The 15,375-nt window shown below is 70.3% G+C and carries 13 protein-coding genes; 9 read left to right on the top strand and 4 right to left on the bottom strand.

Features of this window, described 5'->3' with window-relative positions; all coding sequences use genetic code 11:
• Positions 1 to 6 precede the first annotated feature (6 nt).
• From ACFFR3_RS04945 to ACFFR3_RS04930, 4 genes are all read left to right on the top strand, one after another.
• Positions 7 to 774, top strand: coding sequence for a hypothetical protein (locus tag ACFFR3_RS04945; protein ID WP_345396171.1), 768 nt, complete (start codon positions 7 to 9; stop codon positions 772 to 774).
• Between the two features lie 70 nt (positions 775 to 844).
• Positions 845 to 1,333, top strand: coding sequence for a DoxX family protein (locus ACFFR3_RS04940; RefSeq protein ID WP_345396174.1), 489 nt, complete (start codon positions 845 to 847; stop codon positions 1,331 to 1,333).
• A gap of 172 nt (positions 1,334 to 1,505) precedes the next feature.
• Positions 1,506 to 4,148 carry a cellulose binding domain-containing protein gene (locus tag ACFFR3_RS04935; protein WP_379482656.1) on the top strand — a complete coding sequence of 881 codons (2,643 nt, stop codon included), beginning with the start codon at positions 1,506 to 1,508 and terminating at the stop codon, positions 4,146 to 4,148.
• Between the two features lie 374 nt (positions 4,149 to 4,522).
• The gene (locus ACFFR3_RS04930) at positions 4,523 to 4,972 is read left to right on the top strand and encodes a hypothetical protein (protein WP_345396176.1); all 450 of its coding nucleotides are present in this window, start codon (positions 4,523 to 4,525) and stop codon (positions 4,970 to 4,972) included.
• Between the two features lies 1 nt (position 4,973).
• Here ACFFR3_RS04930 and ACFFR3_RS04925 read toward each other — a convergent pair whose 3' ends face one another.
• Positions 4,974 to 5,420 (bottom strand): MarR family winged helix-turn-helix transcriptional regulator, encoded by a 447-nt coding sequence (locus tag ACFFR3_RS04925; RefSeq protein WP_364364972.1) that lies wholly within the window; start codon positions 5,418 to 5,420, stop codon positions 4,974 to 4,976.
• Between the two features lie 94 nt (positions 5,421 to 5,514).
• Here ACFFR3_RS04925 and ACFFR3_RS04920 point away from each other — a divergent pair, with 94 nt between their 5' ends.
• Positions 5,515 to 5,694, top strand: coding sequence for a hypothetical protein (locus ACFFR3_RS04920; protein ID WP_345396182.1), 180 nt, complete (start codon positions 5,515 to 5,517; stop codon positions 5,692 to 5,694).
• A gap of 9 nt (positions 5,695 to 5,703) precedes the next feature.
• On the opposite strand, the gene ACFFR3_RS04915 is transcribed toward ACFFR3_RS04920, so the two are convergent.
• From ACFFR3_RS04915 to ACFFR3_RS04905, 3 genes are read right to left on the bottom strand one after another with little or no spacing between them, the layout of a single operon-like run.
• The gene (locus ACFFR3_RS04915; RefSeq protein WP_364364975.1) at positions 5,704 to 6,627 is read right to left on the bottom strand and encodes a carbohydrate ABC transporter permease; all 924 of its coding nucleotides are present in this window, start codon (positions 6,625 to 6,627) and stop codon (positions 5,704 to 5,706) included.
• Entirely contained in the window at positions 6,624 to 7,742 is a 1,119-nt protein-coding gene (locus ACFFR3_RS04910; RefSeq protein ID WP_379482655.1) for an ABC transporter permease, read from the bottom strand. Before ACFFR3_RS04910 ends, ACFFR3_RS04915 begins: the two co-directional genes overlap by 4 nt.
• A gap of 41 nt (positions 7,743 to 7,783) precedes the next feature.
• A complete protein-coding gene (locus tag ACFFR3_RS04905) occupies positions 7,784 to 9,427 on the bottom strand; it encodes an extracellular solute-binding protein (RefSeq protein ID WP_345396191.1) in 1,644 nt (547 codons plus the stop codon).
• 275 nt (positions 9,428 to 9,702) lie between these two features.
• On the opposite strand from ACFFR3_RS04905, the gene ACFFR3_RS04900 reads away from it, so the two are divergent.
• The 4 genes from ACFFR3_RS04900 (at position 9,703) to gvpJ (ending at position 15,370) form a co-directional block, all read left to right on the top strand.
• The gene (locus ACFFR3_RS04900; RefSeq protein WP_345396194.1) at positions 9,703 to 10,908 is read left to right on the top strand and encodes an ROK family protein; all 1,206 of its coding nucleotides are present in this window, start codon (positions 9,703 to 9,705) and stop codon (positions 10,906 to 10,908) included.
• Positions 10,909 to 11,006: 98 nt separating this feature from the next.
• On the top strand, positions 11,007 to 13,796 hold the full coding sequence (locus ACFFR3_RS04895) for a glycoside hydrolase family 3 C-terminal domain-containing protein (protein WP_379482654.1): 2,790 nt from the start codon (positions 11,007 to 11,009) through the stop codon (positions 13,794 to 13,796).
• A complete protein-coding gene (locus ACFFR3_RS04890) occupies positions 13,793 to 14,797 on the top strand; it encodes a LacI family DNA-binding transcriptional regulator (RefSeq protein WP_345396197.1) in 1,005 nt (334 codons plus the stop codon). Before ACFFR3_RS04895 ends, ACFFR3_RS04890 begins: the two co-directional genes overlap by 4 nt.
• A gap of 144 nt (positions 14,798 to 14,941) precedes the next feature.
• Positions 14,942 to 15,370 (top strand): gas vesicle protein GvpJ, encoded by a 429-nt coding sequence (gvpJ, locus tag ACFFR3_RS50220; protein ID WP_446686036.1) that lies wholly within the window; start codon positions 14,942 to 14,944, stop codon positions 15,368 to 15,370.
• Positions 15,371 to 15,375: the final 5 nt, after the last annotated feature.

The raw sequence follows: 15,375 nt of genomic DNA, 5'->3' as shown, positions 1-15,375 counted from the left end.
AACTCCATGCGGAAGATCGCCGTAGCCGCCGTGGCGGCCATGAGCGTGTCCATGGCCGCCACCCCTGCCTTGACGACCCCTGCCCTGGCCGCCCTGGCAGACCCGGTCAAGGCGCTCCAGAAGACGCTCAAGCCGGGCAGGGGCGTCACGTTCCGCGACGCCACGTCCCTGGTGAACGACTCCGGGACCACGACGTTCTTACGGCGCACCGGTAAGTGGCGGTTCGGCAAGAAGGGCATCGCGGCCTCCGACATCACCGCCCAGGTCAAGAAGTACTCGGGCGGCGTCTTCGACCGCCTGTACGCCGTGGACGGCGGCCGTACGATCTGGATCGGCGGGAAGAGCTGGACCACGCACAAGGTCGACGTGTTCAGCCCCGGGGACGGCACGTTCGCCAAGGAGCCCCTGGGCTCGACCGGCTCCTACACCGGCACCTACGGGCAGCTCGTGAACCCGGCCGAGCCGGCCACGCTGAAGGTCCTGCTCAAGGGCAAGAAGAAGGGCCGCACGTACTCCGGCAAGATCGGTTACGCCACGCTGCGGAAGGTGTCGCCGTGGTTCCGGGCGAGCCTGCCCTTCGGTGGCGGGGCGGGGGACGCCGTGCTGACGTACGCGCTCACGCTCGGCCCCGACAACCTGCCGCGCAAGCTCGTCACCGCGCGCCAGGCCGTCGACAACGTGCCCACGGACGGCCGGTTCCAGATGGTGACGACCTACACCGGGTGGGGGTCGAAGGTGAGGGTCGCGCCGCCGCCGAAGAACCGGATCCGTTAAGGAGTTGCACTCTGCTGGATAGTGGTGTTATCTAATTTCCAGGTAGTACTGCTATCCAATGGGGGCTCTCGTGACATTGATCGTTCTGCTGGTCGCCACGCTGGCGTTCAGGGGGCTCGGCGCGCTCGGCGTGGGCCGGTTCGGCACGTGGCGGGTGAGCGCGGCGCACGGGCTGGCCGTGATGCTGGTCATGACGGCGAGCGCGCACTTCGTCCCGGCCGGGGTGACCTTCATGCCCAACTACGGGGACATGGTGGCCATGGTGCCGCCGTTCGTACCGTTCCCCGGGTTCGTGGTGTATCTGACCGGAGTGCTGGAGCTGGCCGGGGCGGCCGGGCTGGTGCTCGTCCGCTTCAGGCGGCCCGCGGGCATCTGCCTGGCGCTGCTGTTCGTCGGGCTGCTGCCGGCCAACATCTACGCCGCCATCGCCGGCACCTCGATCGCCTCGCCGCTGGTCGAGCGGATCCCCGAACAGCTCGTCTACATCGCGATCGCGTTGTGGGCGGCGCTCGGCGCGCGTTCTGAACGGGCTGTGAGCAGCGTTCCTGTCGCTGGTTAATTCGTCGTGCATCCAAACTATTGACCGTCGGTGCGCGGGTGTGTGAGCCTTCTTGAAAAGCTCATGCGCGAAGGCGCGGCGACGGTCAGGGTCTCGCATTCTGCTCGTGCATGGCGGTCATCGACGCCTTTGGTGCGCCCTCCAGCGGGCGCCAGGAAAGGGAGAGCCGCGCATGCCAAAAAGGCTCTTGGTCCTGCTCACCGCCGCCGCCGTCCTGCTCGTGGCGGCCGTGGTGCGGATGTCACCGGTCTCGGCCGTCGCCTCCGACCCGTACGCGTTCAAGAACGTGCGCATCGACGGCGGCGGCTTCGTCCCCGGCATCGTCTTCAACCCGACGGAACGCAACCTCATCTACGCCCGCACCGACATCGGCGGCGCGTACCGGTGGAGCCAGTCCACCAAGTCCTGGACCCCGCTGCTCGACTGGGTCGGCTGGGACAAGTGGGGCTACAACGGCGTGATCAGCCTGGCCACCGACCCCGTCCAGACCAACCGCGTGTACGCCGCCGTCGGCATGTACACCAACAGCTGGGATCCCGGCAACGGCGCCATCCTGCGCTCCACCGACAAGGGCGACACCTGGCAGGTCACGCCGCTGCCGTTCAAACTGGGCGGCAACATGCCGGGCCGCGGCATGGGCGAGGCGCTGTCGGTCGACCCCAACGACAACCGCGTCCTGTACTTCGGCGCGCCCAACGGCAACGGCCTCTGGCGCAGCACCGACCACGGCGCCACCTGGTCGAAGGTGACCAGCTTCCCCAACGCCGGCGACTACGCCCAGGACCCGAACGACCCCAACGGCTACCTCAGCCACCGGCCCGGCGTCGTCTGGGTGACCTTCGACAAGCGATCGTCCACCTCGGGCAGCGCCACCAGGACCATCTACGTCGGCGTCGCCGACAAGGAGAACACCGTCTACCGCACCACCGACGGCGGCGCCACCTGGTCGCGCCTCGCCGGGCAGCCGACCGGCTACATCGCCCACAAGGGCGTGCTCGACACGGTCAACGGCTACCTCTACATCGCCACCAGCGACACCGGCGGACCGTACGACGGAGGCAAGGGCGACGTGTGGCGCTACGCCACCGCCACCGGCGCCTGGACCCAGATCAGCCCCGTGCCGTCGTCCAGCTCCGACGACTACTTCGGCTACAGCGGCCTGACCATCGACCGGCAGAACCCAGAGACGATCATGGTCGCCACGCAGATCTCCTGGTGGCCCGACGTCATCTTCTTCCGCTCCACCGACTCCGGCGCCACCTGGACCCGGGTCTGGGACTGGACCTCCTACCCCGATCGCTCGTTCCGCTACACCATGAACATCTCCGAGAACCCCTGGCTGACCTTCGGCACCAACCCGCAGCCGCCCGAGGTCACGCCCAAGCTCGGCTGGATGACCGAGTCGGTGGAGATCGACCCGTTCGACTCCGACCGGATGATGTACGGCACCGGCGCCACCATCTACGGCACCGAGAACCTCACCCAGTGGGACTCCGGCGGCAAGTTCACGATCAGGCCCATGGCCAGGGGCCTGGAGGAGACCGCCGTCCTCGATCTCATCAGCCCGCCCAGCGGCGCGCCCCTGATCAGCGGCCTCGGCGACATCGCCGGCTTCCGGCACACCGACCTGGACGCCGTTCCGTCCATGATGTTCACCCAGCCGACCTTCACCTCCACGACCAGCCTCGACTACGCCGAGAAGGCGCCGTCGATCATGGTCAGGGCCGGGAACTTCACCGACGCCGACCGCCCGAACGACAGCCACGTCGCCTTCTCCACCGACGGCGGCGCCAACTGGTTCCAGGGCACCGAGCCGGGCGGCGTCAACGAGGGCGGCACGGTCGCCGCGGCGGCCGACGGCTCCCGCTTCGTCTGGGCGCCCAAGGGCGTCACGCCCGTCTACTCCGTCGGGTACGGCAACTCCTGGCAGACCGCGTCCGGCCTGCCCACCGACGCGGTCGTGGAGTCCGACCGGGTCAACCCGATGGCGTTCTACGGCCTCAGCGGCGGCCGCCTGTACCGCAGCACCAACGGCGGCGCCACCTTCACCGCCACCGCCGCCACCGGGCTGCCCACGACCGGCAAGTTCAAGGCCGTGCCCGGCGTCGAGGGCGACCTGTGGGTGGCCGGCGAGGGCGGCATCTGGCACTCCACCAACGGCGGGACCTCCTTCACCAAGCTGGCCGGCATCACGAACGCGGTCAACGTCGGCTTCGGCAAGGCCGCGCCCGGAGCCACCTATCAGGCGGTCTTCGCCGTCGCCACCATCGACGGCGTCACCGGCCTGTACCGCTCGGACGACGGCGGGTCGAGCTGGCTGCGCATCAACGACGACGAGCACCAGTGGGGCAACATGGGCGAGGCGCTGACCGGCGACCCGCGCGTGTACGGCCGGGTCTACCTGGGCACGAACGGCCGCGGCATCATCTACGGCGACCGCACCGGCCCGCCGATCACCGTCACTCCTACGGTCTCGGTCACCCCGACGGTCTCGGTCACCCCCACCGTCAGCCCCGAAACCGGCTGCACCGCCACCTACGAGCCCGGCAACTCCTGGCCCGGCGGTTTCCAGGCGAACGTCACAGTCAAGAACACCGGCACCAGTGCCATCTCGGGCTGGAAGGTCACCTGGACCTGGCCGGGCAGCCAGCAGGTCACCAACCTGTGGGGCGGCACCCCCACCCAGTCAGGCACGTCCGTCACGGTGACCAACGCCGGCTACAACGGCAACGTCGGCCCGGGCGCGACAACGTCCTTCGGCTTCAACGCCACAGGAGAAAGCACCCAACCCACGTTGACCTGCACCTCGTCATAGGAAGCGCCCCTCCTGCCAGGCTGAGGTCCTTTGGAGAGAGGGGGGTGGGGCCCGCTCGCCGGACCCTGCCCTCCTGCCTGGCTGAGGTCCTTTTGGGAGGGAGTGGGGTCCGCTCGGTGGAGCCTGCTCTCCTGCCTGGTTGGGGTCCTTTTGGGAAGGGGGTGGGGGTCCGCTCGGTGGAGCTTGCTCTCTTGCCTGGCTGGGGGTGGGGTCCGGTCGTCGGAGCCTGATCTCCTCCTCAGCTGAGGGGTCTGGGCTGGTCGAAGTGGGGTTGCTCCCTTGAGCGCCCCTCCTGGAGGGGCTGGTCCTCCTGTCTGGCTGGGGTGTTTCGGGCAGGAGGGCCTTCTTCGTGGCAGGTGGGTAGTCGAAGGTGCATGCAGACACTTGGCAAGAGGCTCATCGCCGGGGCGGCTGGGACCTGTGCGCTCAATCTCGTCACCTACCTCGACATGGCGGTCAGGGCGCGGGCGGCCAGTAGCACGCCGGCCGAGACCGTGGGGAAGCTGGCCGAGATGGGCGGGGTGGGGCTCGGGGAGAAGGAGCAGGCCGAGAACAGGAAGGAGGCGCTCGGGGCGTTGGTGGGGTACGCCACCGGGGCCGGGGCAGCGGTCTGCTACGGGATGCTCGCGTCCAAGCGGCGGGTTCCGTGGCCGGTCGGGGTGCTGGCGTTGACGGCGCTGGCCATGGTGGGGTCGAACGGGCCCATGACGGCGCTCGGGATCACGGATCCGCGTGAGTGGTCGGCGTCCTCCTGGGCGTCCGACGTCGTGCCGCACCTGGCGTACGGCGTGACGGCGTACAGCGCGTACGAGCTGATGAAGTGAATCAGGGGCGGGCGGCTTCTATCACGCGGCTCAGCACCGCGTGCAGGTCCTGGAGCTCGGACAGGCTCATCCCCAGACGGTCGACGATCGCGGGCGGGATCTTCTCGGCCTCGGCCCGCAGCCGCCGCCCCTCGGGAGTCAGGGTGACGACGAGGGAGCGCTCGTCCATGGCGTTGCGCTCACGGTTGACGTAACCGAGCGACTGGAGCCGCTTGAGCAGCGGCGACAGCGTCCCGGCGTCGAGCTGGAGCAGCTCGCCCAGCTCCTTGACCGACAGCGGCTCGTGCTGCCACAGCGCCAGCATGGCGAGATATTGCGGGTGGGTCAGGCCCATGGGCTGCAGCAGCGGCCGGTAGAGGGCGATGACGCTCCGGGAGGCGATGCTGAGGGCGAAGCACACCTGACGGTCCAGCGCGAGGAGATCTGTCGGCTCTGTCACAGGCTCCATGTGGTGGGACCTCCGGGGGCGTCTGATAAATTACTTTGTGTACCAACTAATAGCCCACTAAGGATACCCCTCCGCCCCTGAAGGGACGTCGCCCGTGTTCCACCGCAAGCCGATCGAGGAGCGCATCGCCGAGCGCCAGGCCAAGCTGCGCCCCTTGGAGGAGGGCAAACACTTCGAGCACGGCCCGGCGAAGTTCGTGTTCGTGTCATTGATCACGATCGTGGTGCTCGTGCACTTCGGCGGCCTGGCCCTGGTCATGCACTTCTACTCCTGACCCGCGGGCTCAGCCCTTGACCGCGCCCACGATCACCCCCTTGGTGAAGTGGCGCTGCACCAGAGGATAGAGGACGAGCGCGGGGATGACCGCGATGACCACGATGGCCATCTTGATGGCCAGGGTGGGCGGCGCGTCCCCCGTCACCCCCGCGGTGGCGGCCGGCAGCGGGTTCGAGTCGACCACGTACTGCCGCAGGATCAGCGCGAGCGGCCACTTGCGGGTGTCGTCGATGTAGAGCATCGCGTTGAACCACGCGTTCCAGTAGCCGACCGCGTAGAACATCGCCACCACCGCCGTGACCGCCTTCGACATGGGCAGCACGATCCTGAACAGGATGCGGAACTCACCGGCTCCGTCGATGCGGGCGCTGTCCAGGATCTCCTTCGGGATGTTCATGAAGAACGAGCGCAGCACCACCACGTTGAACGCCGACACGGCCGTCGGCAGGATCAGCGACCAGTAGCTGTCCTTCAACCCCAGCCCGCTGACCATCAGATAGACCGGGATGATGCCCGGGAAGAAGACGAACATCAGCAGCACGCTGAACAGCAGCGGCCGGTGCAGGAACGAGCCGGGCCGCGACAGCGAGTACGCCCCCAGCACGCTCACCCCGGCGCTGATCAGCGTCCCGGCGACGGTGACGCCGGTGCTGACCAGGATCGCCCGGCTGACCACCGTGTCGGAGAAGATCTGCCGGTACGCCTCGAACGTGATGCCGTCCGGCACCAGCACCAGCCCTCCGGCCGCGGTCACCGTGGCCGACGAGCTGAGGCTGGTGAGCACGATCGTGTAGAGCGGGCCGAGCACGGCCACCAGGATCAGCGTCACCAGCGTGCCCTTGCCGAGCTGCCCGACCGGTGACGGGCGTTCCTCCCAGGGAGCCAGCCGGGCCGGCCGGCCCCTGCCGCGCGTGAACGTCGAAGCCGTCATGATCGCGAATACACCCCTCGTTCCCCCATGGCGTGCGCGACCCGGTTGGCCGCCAGGATCAGCAGCAGCCCCACCAGGCCCTTGAACAGCCCGGCCGCCGCCCCGTACCCGAGGTCCCCGGTACGCAGGCCCGACCAGTACACGAACGTGTCGAACACCTCGGACGCCTCGCTGCCGACCGCGCTGCGCTGCAGCATGAACTGCTCGAAGCCGACGTTCAGCGCGTCGCCCAGGCGCAGGATCAGCAGCAGCACGATCACCGGGCGCAGGCCGGGCAGCGTGATGTGCCACATGCGGCGCCAGCGGCGGGCGCCGTCCACGGCGGCGGCCTCGTACAGGTTGGGGTCGATGGTGCTGAGCGCGGCCAGGAAGATGATCGCGCCCCAGCCGGCGTCCTTCCAGATCGTCTGCGAGGTGATGAGCAGGATGAACGTGTCGGAGTTCGTCATCCAGTCCACCGCCTCGCGGCCGTTCTCCCGCAGGATCTGCGCGAGCAGGCCCGCGCCGCCGAACATCTGCTGGAAGATGGCGACGACCAGCACCCAGGAGAAGAAGAACGGCATGTAGACCACACCCTGCACGAACGCCCGCAGCCGGGCCGAGACGATGCTGTTGAGCAGCAGCGCCAGCATGATCGGCACGGGGAAGTAGAAGACGAGCTGGAACGCCGTGATCGACAGGGTGTTGGTGATCGCGCGCAGGAACTGCGGGTCCTCGAAGAGCAGCGCGAAGTTGGTGAAGCCGATGACGGGGCTGCCGAGGATGCCGTCGGTGTACGGGTTGTAGTCCTGGAAGGCGATGACGTTGCCGAGCGCCGGGATCCACCAGAAGGCGACCACGACGAGCAGCATCGGCAGGTTCATCACCAGCAACGGCCAGTCCCTGCGCAGCTTGGCCCGCCACGACAGCCCGCTCGCGGCGTGGGCGGCGGGCGCGTGGCGGCCGGGCGCGCGGCGGCGTGGCGGCCGCTCTGCCGTCGCCGTGCCGCCGCTCCCGACCGCGGACTCGCCCGCACTCCTCCCCGTGCCTGCGCCCGTGCCGGTGCCTGGGCCCGTGCCTGCGCCCGTGCCTGGGCTCGTGCCTGCGCCCGTGCCTGCGCCCGTGTCCGTGCCCATGCCCGCGCTCTCGCCGGTCCCCGTGCCCGTCTTCGGCGCCCTCACAGCCGCCCGTTCTCGCGCGCGACCTTCATGTAGAACTCGCGTGCCTCGTTGCCGCCCTGCTCCTGCCAGTCCTTGAGGATCTTCGGCCACTCGGAGATCGGCCGCTTGCCGCGGAAGATCTCCTGCATCTTGTCCTCGGTGGGCGTGACCAGCCCGGCCATCTTCGACGGCCGCTCCACCCGGATGCCCACGAACGGGTCGTTCTCCAGGATCGCGGCCGCCTTGGTCTGCCAGTCCCACAGGGACTGCACGAGCCCGTCGTACTGGCTCATCGCGTTGGCGTTGGGCCGGCCGGACAGGAACAGGTAGGTCGGCGCGACCTCCTTGCGGCCGAGCGCGGTCTGCTTGACCTTGCCGTCCTCGACCGTGTAGTGCCTGCCCTCGACGCCGTTGTAGCACAGCTCGTACTCCTGGGTGCCGAACGGCCCCGAGGCCCAGTTCGACAGCGCGAGCAGCTCGCGGGTGCGGGCGTCGCCGAGCCCCTTCTTGATGAAGATGAACATGCTGGCGGGCTCGTTGCGCCACATGGTGAGCCGCCCGCCGGGCTTGGCCGGGTACGGGTCGACGATCTGCATGTCGAAGTCGGGGTTGTCGGCCTGGAAGCGGCCGAGCGCCTCGTGCCAGGCGCCGAGCCCGTCGCGGTAGACGACGATCTCACCGCTGCCGAAGATGGCCTTGTTGTCGGCGTCCTTGTTGGCCACGACGTCGGGGTGCACGTGGCCGGCCTCGAAGAGCTTGGCGACGAACTCGATGTGGGCGGCCCACTCCTCTGTCTCGTACTTGTACTCCAGCGTGCCGTCGCTCTTCTTGCGCCACTCGCGCGGCACCCCGAAGGCCCGCTGGATCTCCTGCTCCATGCCGCCGCCGAACGCCCAGCGCTTGCCCTTGGCGTCGGTGATCGCCGCGCCGAGCGTGAGCAGGTCGTCGGCGCTCTTGGGGTGTTCGAGGCCGAGCTTCTTCATGATGTCCTGGCGGACGAAGGTGGCGAACGGGTACGGGTCGTTCTGCCACGGGATGCCCTGGAGCACGCCGCCGAAGACGCCGTACTGCCAGGCCGCGGTGTCGTAGTTGGCCAGCAGCGGGAACTCCTTGGCCTTGTCGCCGGCCAGGTAGGGGCCCAGGTCGGCGAAGAGCTTGTTGGCCGCCTCGGTGAAGCGGCCGATCTTGACCAGCTCCCACTCCGGGACCATCACCATCTCCGGCACGTCGCCGCTGGCCAGGACGGTGCTGAGCTTCTGCCCGTAGGTGTTGCCGTCGGAGATGTTGAAGCGGACGACGCCGCCGAGCCGCTTGTTGACCTCCTCGTAGTAGGAGTTGCTGCCGAGCCCCGGCGGCACCGTGCCCCACAGCGGTGTCATCGCGGTCACCTCCTTGCCGCTGGTCAGCGGCGGGGTGGTGACGGCCTGCACCATCTGGGCCGGCCGGGTCAGGAAGCCCGCCTGCACGAACTCGGAGGCGGGCAGGTCGGGCTTCAGCCCGGGGATCTCGAACGGCACCCGCGTCGGCACCAGGCTCTTGAGCTTGTCGGCGGCCACGGCCGTGCCCTGGGGCGCCTGTCTCTTCTCGGCGCAGCCCGCCACCAGGACGCTTGCGCCGACCAGGCCGAGGAACGCGCGGCGGGTCGGGTCGGGTGTCGGCATGAGGGGGTCCCTCCTCGGGATGGGATGGGCCGCTGGGGCGCGGAACGCCGCCGCCCGCGGTGGACCGCGGACCGCGCCCCACCTACAATTAGTTGGTATTTCGACCAAACAAATTAGTAGAGTGTGACTGCAGCCACAAGGGATCGCGACGGTCACAGGTTGGTGCCGATGAGCAACCCGCATAACGGACCGCCGCAGCGGCGGGTCTCCGGTTGGTGGAGAAAGCCGGCGATGCGGCATGCTGGGATCACTTCTTGGCGGGAACGGGGCTGATATTGATCACTTCTACGACCGGCCCTCAGCCGGCCGACTTCGCCGACGTACGGGCCACCAACCTCGCGGTCGTGCTGCGCTTCGTCCGCGAGCACGCGCCGTGCTCGCGCGCCGACATCGCGGCCTCCACGGGGCTGAACAAGGCGACCGTCTCCAGCCTGGTCGCCGACCTCATCGACCGCCGGCTCGTGCGCGAGACCGGGCTGACCGAGAACCGCGTCGGCCGGCCGGCCACGATGCTCGTCCTCGACGGCTCGCCGTACGCGGCCATCGGGGTCGAGATCGGCGTCGACACCGTCTCGGCCGTGGCCACCGACCTCGCGGGCGGACGGCTGCTGACCTGGCGGCGGGCGTTCTCGGGTGGCGACTCGGTCAGTCAGAGCGTGGCGGGTGTCGGCGCGATCGTCCGGCGGGTGGTCAACCGCATGGCCAAGGAGGAGCGCCAGGTGCTCGGCCTCGCCGTGGCCGTGCCCGGCCTGGTCGACGTGCAGGGCACCGTGCGCCTCGCGCCCAACCTCGGCTGGCATGACGCCGACCTCGGCGGCGACCTGGCCAAGGCGCTGCGCGACCCCGGCTTCCCCATCCAGGTCGACAACGACGCCAACCTCGCGGCCCTCGCCGAGCAGCGCTTCGGCCCTCACGCGGGCGCCGCCGACCTGGTCTACCTCAGCGGCGGCGTCGGCGTGGGCGCCGGCATCATCCTCGACGGCCGGCTGCGCAGGGGCGGGCTCGGCTACAGCGGCGAGATCGGCCACGTGCAGCTCGACCCGGAAGGGCCCGTCTGCCACTGCGGCCGGCGCGGCTGCCTGGAGGCGGTGGCCGGCATCGGCGCGGTGCTGCGCAAAGACCTGTCGCCGGCCGAGACGCAGGCCGAGATCGAGGAGGTCGTCCGCCAGGCGCGCTCCGGCGATCCCGGCACGCTGGCCCGGCTCACCTCGGTCGGCACGGGCCTCGGCCAGGGCGTGGCGATCCTGACCAACCTGCTCGACCCGGCGGTGGTGATCCTCGGCGGCTACTACGTCCCGCTGGCGCCGTGGGTGCTGCCCGCCGTCCACGACGAGCTGGGCAGGCGGGTGGTCGCTCCGGGAGCGCCCGAGGTCGTGGCCTCGACGCTGGGGCACGACGCGGCGGCGCTCGGGGGTGCGGCGCGGGTGCTCGACTCGATCGATTCGGGAAGATTGCCGGGAGGATTGGCGCGAATCCCTTGACCTTGGTCACATGGGCGTGCACCCTTCAGTCAATCCACTGAAATTTCCGCGTAACTTCCCCAGGCCGGTCGTCGAAGCGCTTCGACACTCTCAGAGGGATGATCATGCAAGAACCCCCCTTCCGCGACCCAGCGGCCCCCCTTCACGACCGGATCGGCGACGTGCTGCGCAGGCTCACCATCAAGGAGAAGCTGGGCCTGCTGCACCAGTACCAGGCGCCGGTGGAGCGGCTGGGGATCGGCCCCTTCCGTACGGGCACGGAGGCGCTGCACGGCCTTGCCTGGCTCGGCCCCGCCACCGTCTTCCCGCAGGCCATCGGGCTCGCCTCGACCTGGGACCCTGACCTGCTGCACCGGGTGGGCGCGGCGGCCGGCGACGAGGTGGTGGCCTGCCACCACAAGGACCCGGCGGGGGCGGGGCTCAACGTGTGGGCGCCGGTGGTCAACCCGCTGCGCGACCCGCGGTGGGGGCGTAACGAGGAGGGCTACTCCGAGGATCCGTGGCTGACCTCGGTCCTCGCCACGGCGTACGCGCGCGGACTCGGTGGGAGCGCTCCCGACGACGACGGGCCGCCCGCCGTGCTCAAGACCGCGCCCACGCTCAAGCACTTCCTCGCCTACAACAACGAGACCGACCGCTGCACCACCTCCAGCAACCTGCCGCCCAGGGTGCTGCACGAGTACGAGCTACCCGCCTTCAAGCAGCCCATCGAGTCGGGCGCCGCGGTGGCCGTCATGCCGTCCTACAACCTGGTCAACGGGCGGCCCGCGCACCTCAGCCCGCTCATCGGGCAGGTGCTGCGCGCCTGGGCCCCCGGCGACCTGCTGGTGGTCAGCGACGCGTACGCGCCGGGCAACCTCACCGGGCTGCAGGGCTACCACGACACGCTGCCCGAGGCGTACGCGCACGCGGTCAAGGCCGGTCTCGACAGCTTCACCCAGGACGACGACCGAGCTGAGGCCACGCTCGGCCACCTGCGTGCCGCGCTCGACCAGGGGCTGCTCACCGAGCAGGACATCGACCAGGCCGCCGGGCACGCCCTCGCCATCAGGTTCCGGCTGGGGGAGTTCGACCCGGCGACGCCGTACGACGACGTCACCGACTCCGTCGTCAACTGCCCCGAGCACCGGGCGCTGGCCAGGGAGGCGGCGCGGCGCTCGTTCGTGCTGCTGGAGAACGACGGGCTGCTGCCGCTGCGCGACGTCCGCAAGGTCGCGGTGCTCGGGCAGCTCGGCGACACGCTGATGGAGGACTGGTACAGCGGCACGCTGCCGTACGCCGTCACCGCCCGCGCCGGGCTGGCCGAGCGCTGCGAGGCCGTGTTCTGCGAGGCGGTGGACCGGGTGACGCTGACCGCCGAGTCCGGCCCGGTCGCCGCCGACCCGGCCGGCGGGCCGCTCGGCGTGGGAGCGCAGGAGGCGGGGCTGTTCGACGTCTTCGACTGGGGCGGCGGCGCGTACGCGCTGCGCTCCGTGACCACCGGCCGGTTCGTCTCGGTGGACGGCACCACCCTGGTCAACGACCAGCCGGGGCCGAACGGGTGGGAGGTGCGCCAGACGTTCCGCATGGAGGAGCGGCCGCGCGGCACGCTGGCCCTGCGCCACATCTCGACCGGCTGCTACGTCGGCGCCGCGGACGACGGCGTGCTGTGCCTGGTGGACGACGCCGACCAGGCCGTCTGGCTGGCCATGGACGTCGTCAGGAGCGGCACCGCCGAGGCCGCCAGGCTGGCCGCGGAGGCCGACGTGGCGATCGTGGTGGCCGGTGACCATCCGCTGGTCAACGGCAGGGAGACCGAGGACAGGCTGACGCTGGCGCTGGCCCCCGCGCAGGACGCCGTCATACGCGCCGCGCGCGAGGCCAACCCGCGCACCGTACTCGTCCTCACCAGCGGCTACCCGCTGACCTGGACCACCGGTGACCTGCCCGCCGTGCTCTGGTCGGCCCACGGCGGCCAGGAGTACGGCCACGCGCTGGCCGAGGTGCTGTTCGGCGACGCCGACCCCGAGGGCCGCCTGACCCAGACGTGGTACCGCTCCGAGCACGAGCTGCCCGACCTGCTCGACTACGACATCATCGCCTCCGACGCCACCTACCAGTACTTCCGCGGCGTCCCCCTGCACCCCTTCGGCCACGGGCTGAGCTACACCACGTTCGGCTACACGGGGCTGCGCGTCCGCCTCGACGGCGACGTGGTGCACGCCGAGGTGACGGTCACCAACACCGGGCCGCGGCCCGGCGTCGAGGTCGTGCAGTTCTACACCCACCAGCAGCGCTCCCGGGTCAAGCAGCCGCTGCGCCGGCTGCGCGGGTTCGAGAAGGTGCGGCTGGGGCCGGGCGAGAGCCGTACGGTGGAGCTCCGGCTGCCGGTCTCCGATCTCGCGTTCTGGGACGTCACCAGGGGCAGGTTCGTCGTCGAGCGCGCGCCGCACCGGCTCATGGTCGGCCGCAGCGCCACCGACCTGCGGCTGAGCGCGGGCTTCGAGGTCGAGGGCGAGGTCGTGCCGCCGCAGCGCGGGCCGCTGCGCGCCGCCTGCCACGACGCGTACGACGCGATCACGTTCGTGGACGCAAGCCGATCGGACGGCGACGCCGTGCGCTCCGACGCCGAGGGCGCCTGGATCCTGTTCCGCGAGGTCGACCTGACCGGCGTCACCACTTGCGTGGCCAGGGCGGGCAGCACCGAGGGCGGCATGATCACCGTCCGGCTCGGCGACCCGCTGCACGGCCCCGCGCCGGCCGGCTTCCCCGTGCCCAGGACCGGCCGGTACGACCATCAGGCCATTCCGGTCTCCCTCGAAGGCGTGGACGGGGTGCACGATCTGTACGTGGTGTTCGAGAACGAGGGCGTGACGCTGACGGTGATCGAGTTCGGAGCCGGGGCTTGAGCGGGCGCACGGTCACCATCGCGGAGGTGGCCAAGCACGCCGGCGTGGCCGTGAGCACGGTGTCGTACGTGCTGAGCGGCAAGCGTACGATCTCGGCCGACACCCGGCGGCGGGTGCTCGACAGCGTCCGCGTCCTGGGCTACCACCCCAACGCCGGCGCCCGCGCGCTGGCCAGCAAGCGCTCCAACGTGATCGCGCTCGTGCTGCCGCTGCGCGCCGGTATGCACGTGCCCGTCCTGATGCGCTTCGCCAGCGCGGTCGTGACGGCGGCCCGCCGCTTCGACCACGACGTGCTGCTGCTGACCGCCGACGAGGGCACCGCGGGCATCCGCAGGGTGGCCGCCAGCGCGCTCGTGGACGCGCTCGTCCTGATGGATGTCGAGCTGGACGACCTGCGGGTGCCGCTGTTGCGCGAGCTGCCGGAGCCGAGCGTGCTCATCGGCTTCCCGGCCGAGCCCGCCGGGCTGACCTGCGTCGACCTCGACTTCCGCGCCGCCGGCGCGCGCTGCGTGGAGCACCTGGCCGAGCGCGGGCACGAGGAGATCGCGCTGCTCGGCGCCCCCTCGGTCGTCTACGACCGCGGCACCGGCTTCGCCACCCGCACCCGCGAGGGCTTCGTCGAGGCATTGGGCACGCACGGCATCGAGGGCGTCGCGCTGCCCTGCGAGGAGACGTTCGACGAGGTGTACGAGACCGTCCGCGACCTGTTGCTCGACCACCCCGGCCTGTCCGGGCTGGTCGTGCACAACGAGTCGGCGGTGGGCCACGTGCTGGCCGCGCTGCGCCAGCTCGGCCGCCGGGTGCCCGACGACGTGGCGGTGGTGGCGATCTGCCCCGACGACGTCGCCGAGCGGGCCAGCCCGCCGCTGACCTCCGTGCTGATCCCGGCCGAGGAGGTGGGCAGGGAGGCGGTCAGGCTGGTGATGGACAAGCTGGAGGGCCGCGTGGTGCCCGACTCGACGCTGCTGACGCCGCAGCTGGCCGTACGCGCGAGCAGCTGAGGTAAACACCCTCGCGCCTCAATTTTCGCGGTGAGTAGTCGCCCGTGAGCGAGACGTATCCCAAATCTGTCCGGTTTTCGATCGTATGTGGTTCCGTGTCGGTTTCACCGGGCAGGCCGGGTGAGGCGGAGGGAGAACCACACTATGACTACGTCAGTGCAGCCGGCGTCGGCCGGGCAGGGCGGCGGGCGGGGCCCCACCGGCCTCGCCGACGTCATCGACACGATCCTCGACCGGGGGCTCGTGATCGACGCCTACGTCCGGGTGTCCCTTGTCGGCATCGAGATCCTGACCATCGACGCGCGCGTCGTCGTGGCCAGCGTCGACACCTACCTGCGCTTCGCCGAGGCCGCTAACCGGCTGGACATGTCCCAGAGCGAGCAGAGCCTGCCCGAGGCCATCGGCCTGGCCAAGGGCGGCGGCTCCGGCCAGGACGCCTCCAAGGAGGTCATCCAGGGCATGGTCGAAGGCGACGAGCAGCGCGAGCTGAGCGGGTCGGACGAGGAGGCCGGGCAGGCCGACGAGAAGAAGGAACCCCGGAGCGCCCCCACCAGGAAGATGCGGCTCAAGTGAGAGGA

The organism is Nonomuraea salmonea, from assembly GCF_042428605.1.
In the GTDB taxonomy this organism is placed as follows: Bacteria; Actinomycetota; Actinomycetes; order Streptosporangiales; family Streptosporangiaceae; genus Nonomuraea; species Nonomuraea salmonea.
The sequence above is the reverse complement of the archived record's forward strand: the minus strand, read 5'-3'. Positions and strand labels throughout refer to the sequence as shown.

What these genes read in the sequence shown, in the direction of transcription:
- ACFFR3_RS04945 (WP_345396171.1), top strand. Translation starts at nt 7, where the DNA reads ATGCGGAAGATCGCCGTAGCCGCCGTGGCGGCCATGAGCGTGTCCATG.
- ACFFR3_RS04935 (WP_379482656.1), top strand. Translation starts at nt 1,506, where the DNA reads ATGCCAAAAAGGCTCTTGGTCCTGCTCACCGCCGCCGCCGTCCTGCTC.
- ACFFR3_RS04930 (WP_345396176.1), top strand. Translation starts at nt 4,523, where the DNA reads ATGCAGACACTTGGCAAGAGGCTCATCGCCGGGGCGGCTGGGACCTGT.
- ACFFR3_RS04925 (WP_364364972.1), bottom strand. Translation starts at nt 5,420, where the DNA reads ATGGAGCCTGTGACAGAGCCGACAGATCTCCTCGCGCTGGACCGTCAG.
- ACFFR3_RS04915 (WP_364364975.1), bottom strand. Translation starts at nt 6,627, where the DNA reads ATGACGGCTTCGACGTTCACGCGCGGCAGGGGCCGGCCGGCCCGGCTG.
- ACFFR3_RS04910 (WP_379482655.1), bottom strand. Translation starts at nt 7,742, where the DNA reads ATGGGCACGGACACGGGCGCAGGCACGGGCGCAGGCACGAGCCCAGGC.
- ACFFR3_RS04905 (WP_345396191.1), bottom strand. Translation starts at nt 9,427, where the DNA reads ATGCCGACACCCGACCCGACCCGCCGCGCGTTCCTCGGCCTGGTCGGC.
- ACFFR3_RS04895 (WP_379482654.1), top strand. Translation starts at nt 11,007, where the DNA reads ATGATCATGCAAGAACCCCCCTTCCGCGACCCAGCGGCCCCCCTTCAC.
- gvpJ (WP_446686036.1), top strand. Translation starts at nt 14,942, where the DNA reads ATGACTACGTCAGTGCAGCCGGCGTCGGCCGGGCAGGGCGGCGGGCGG.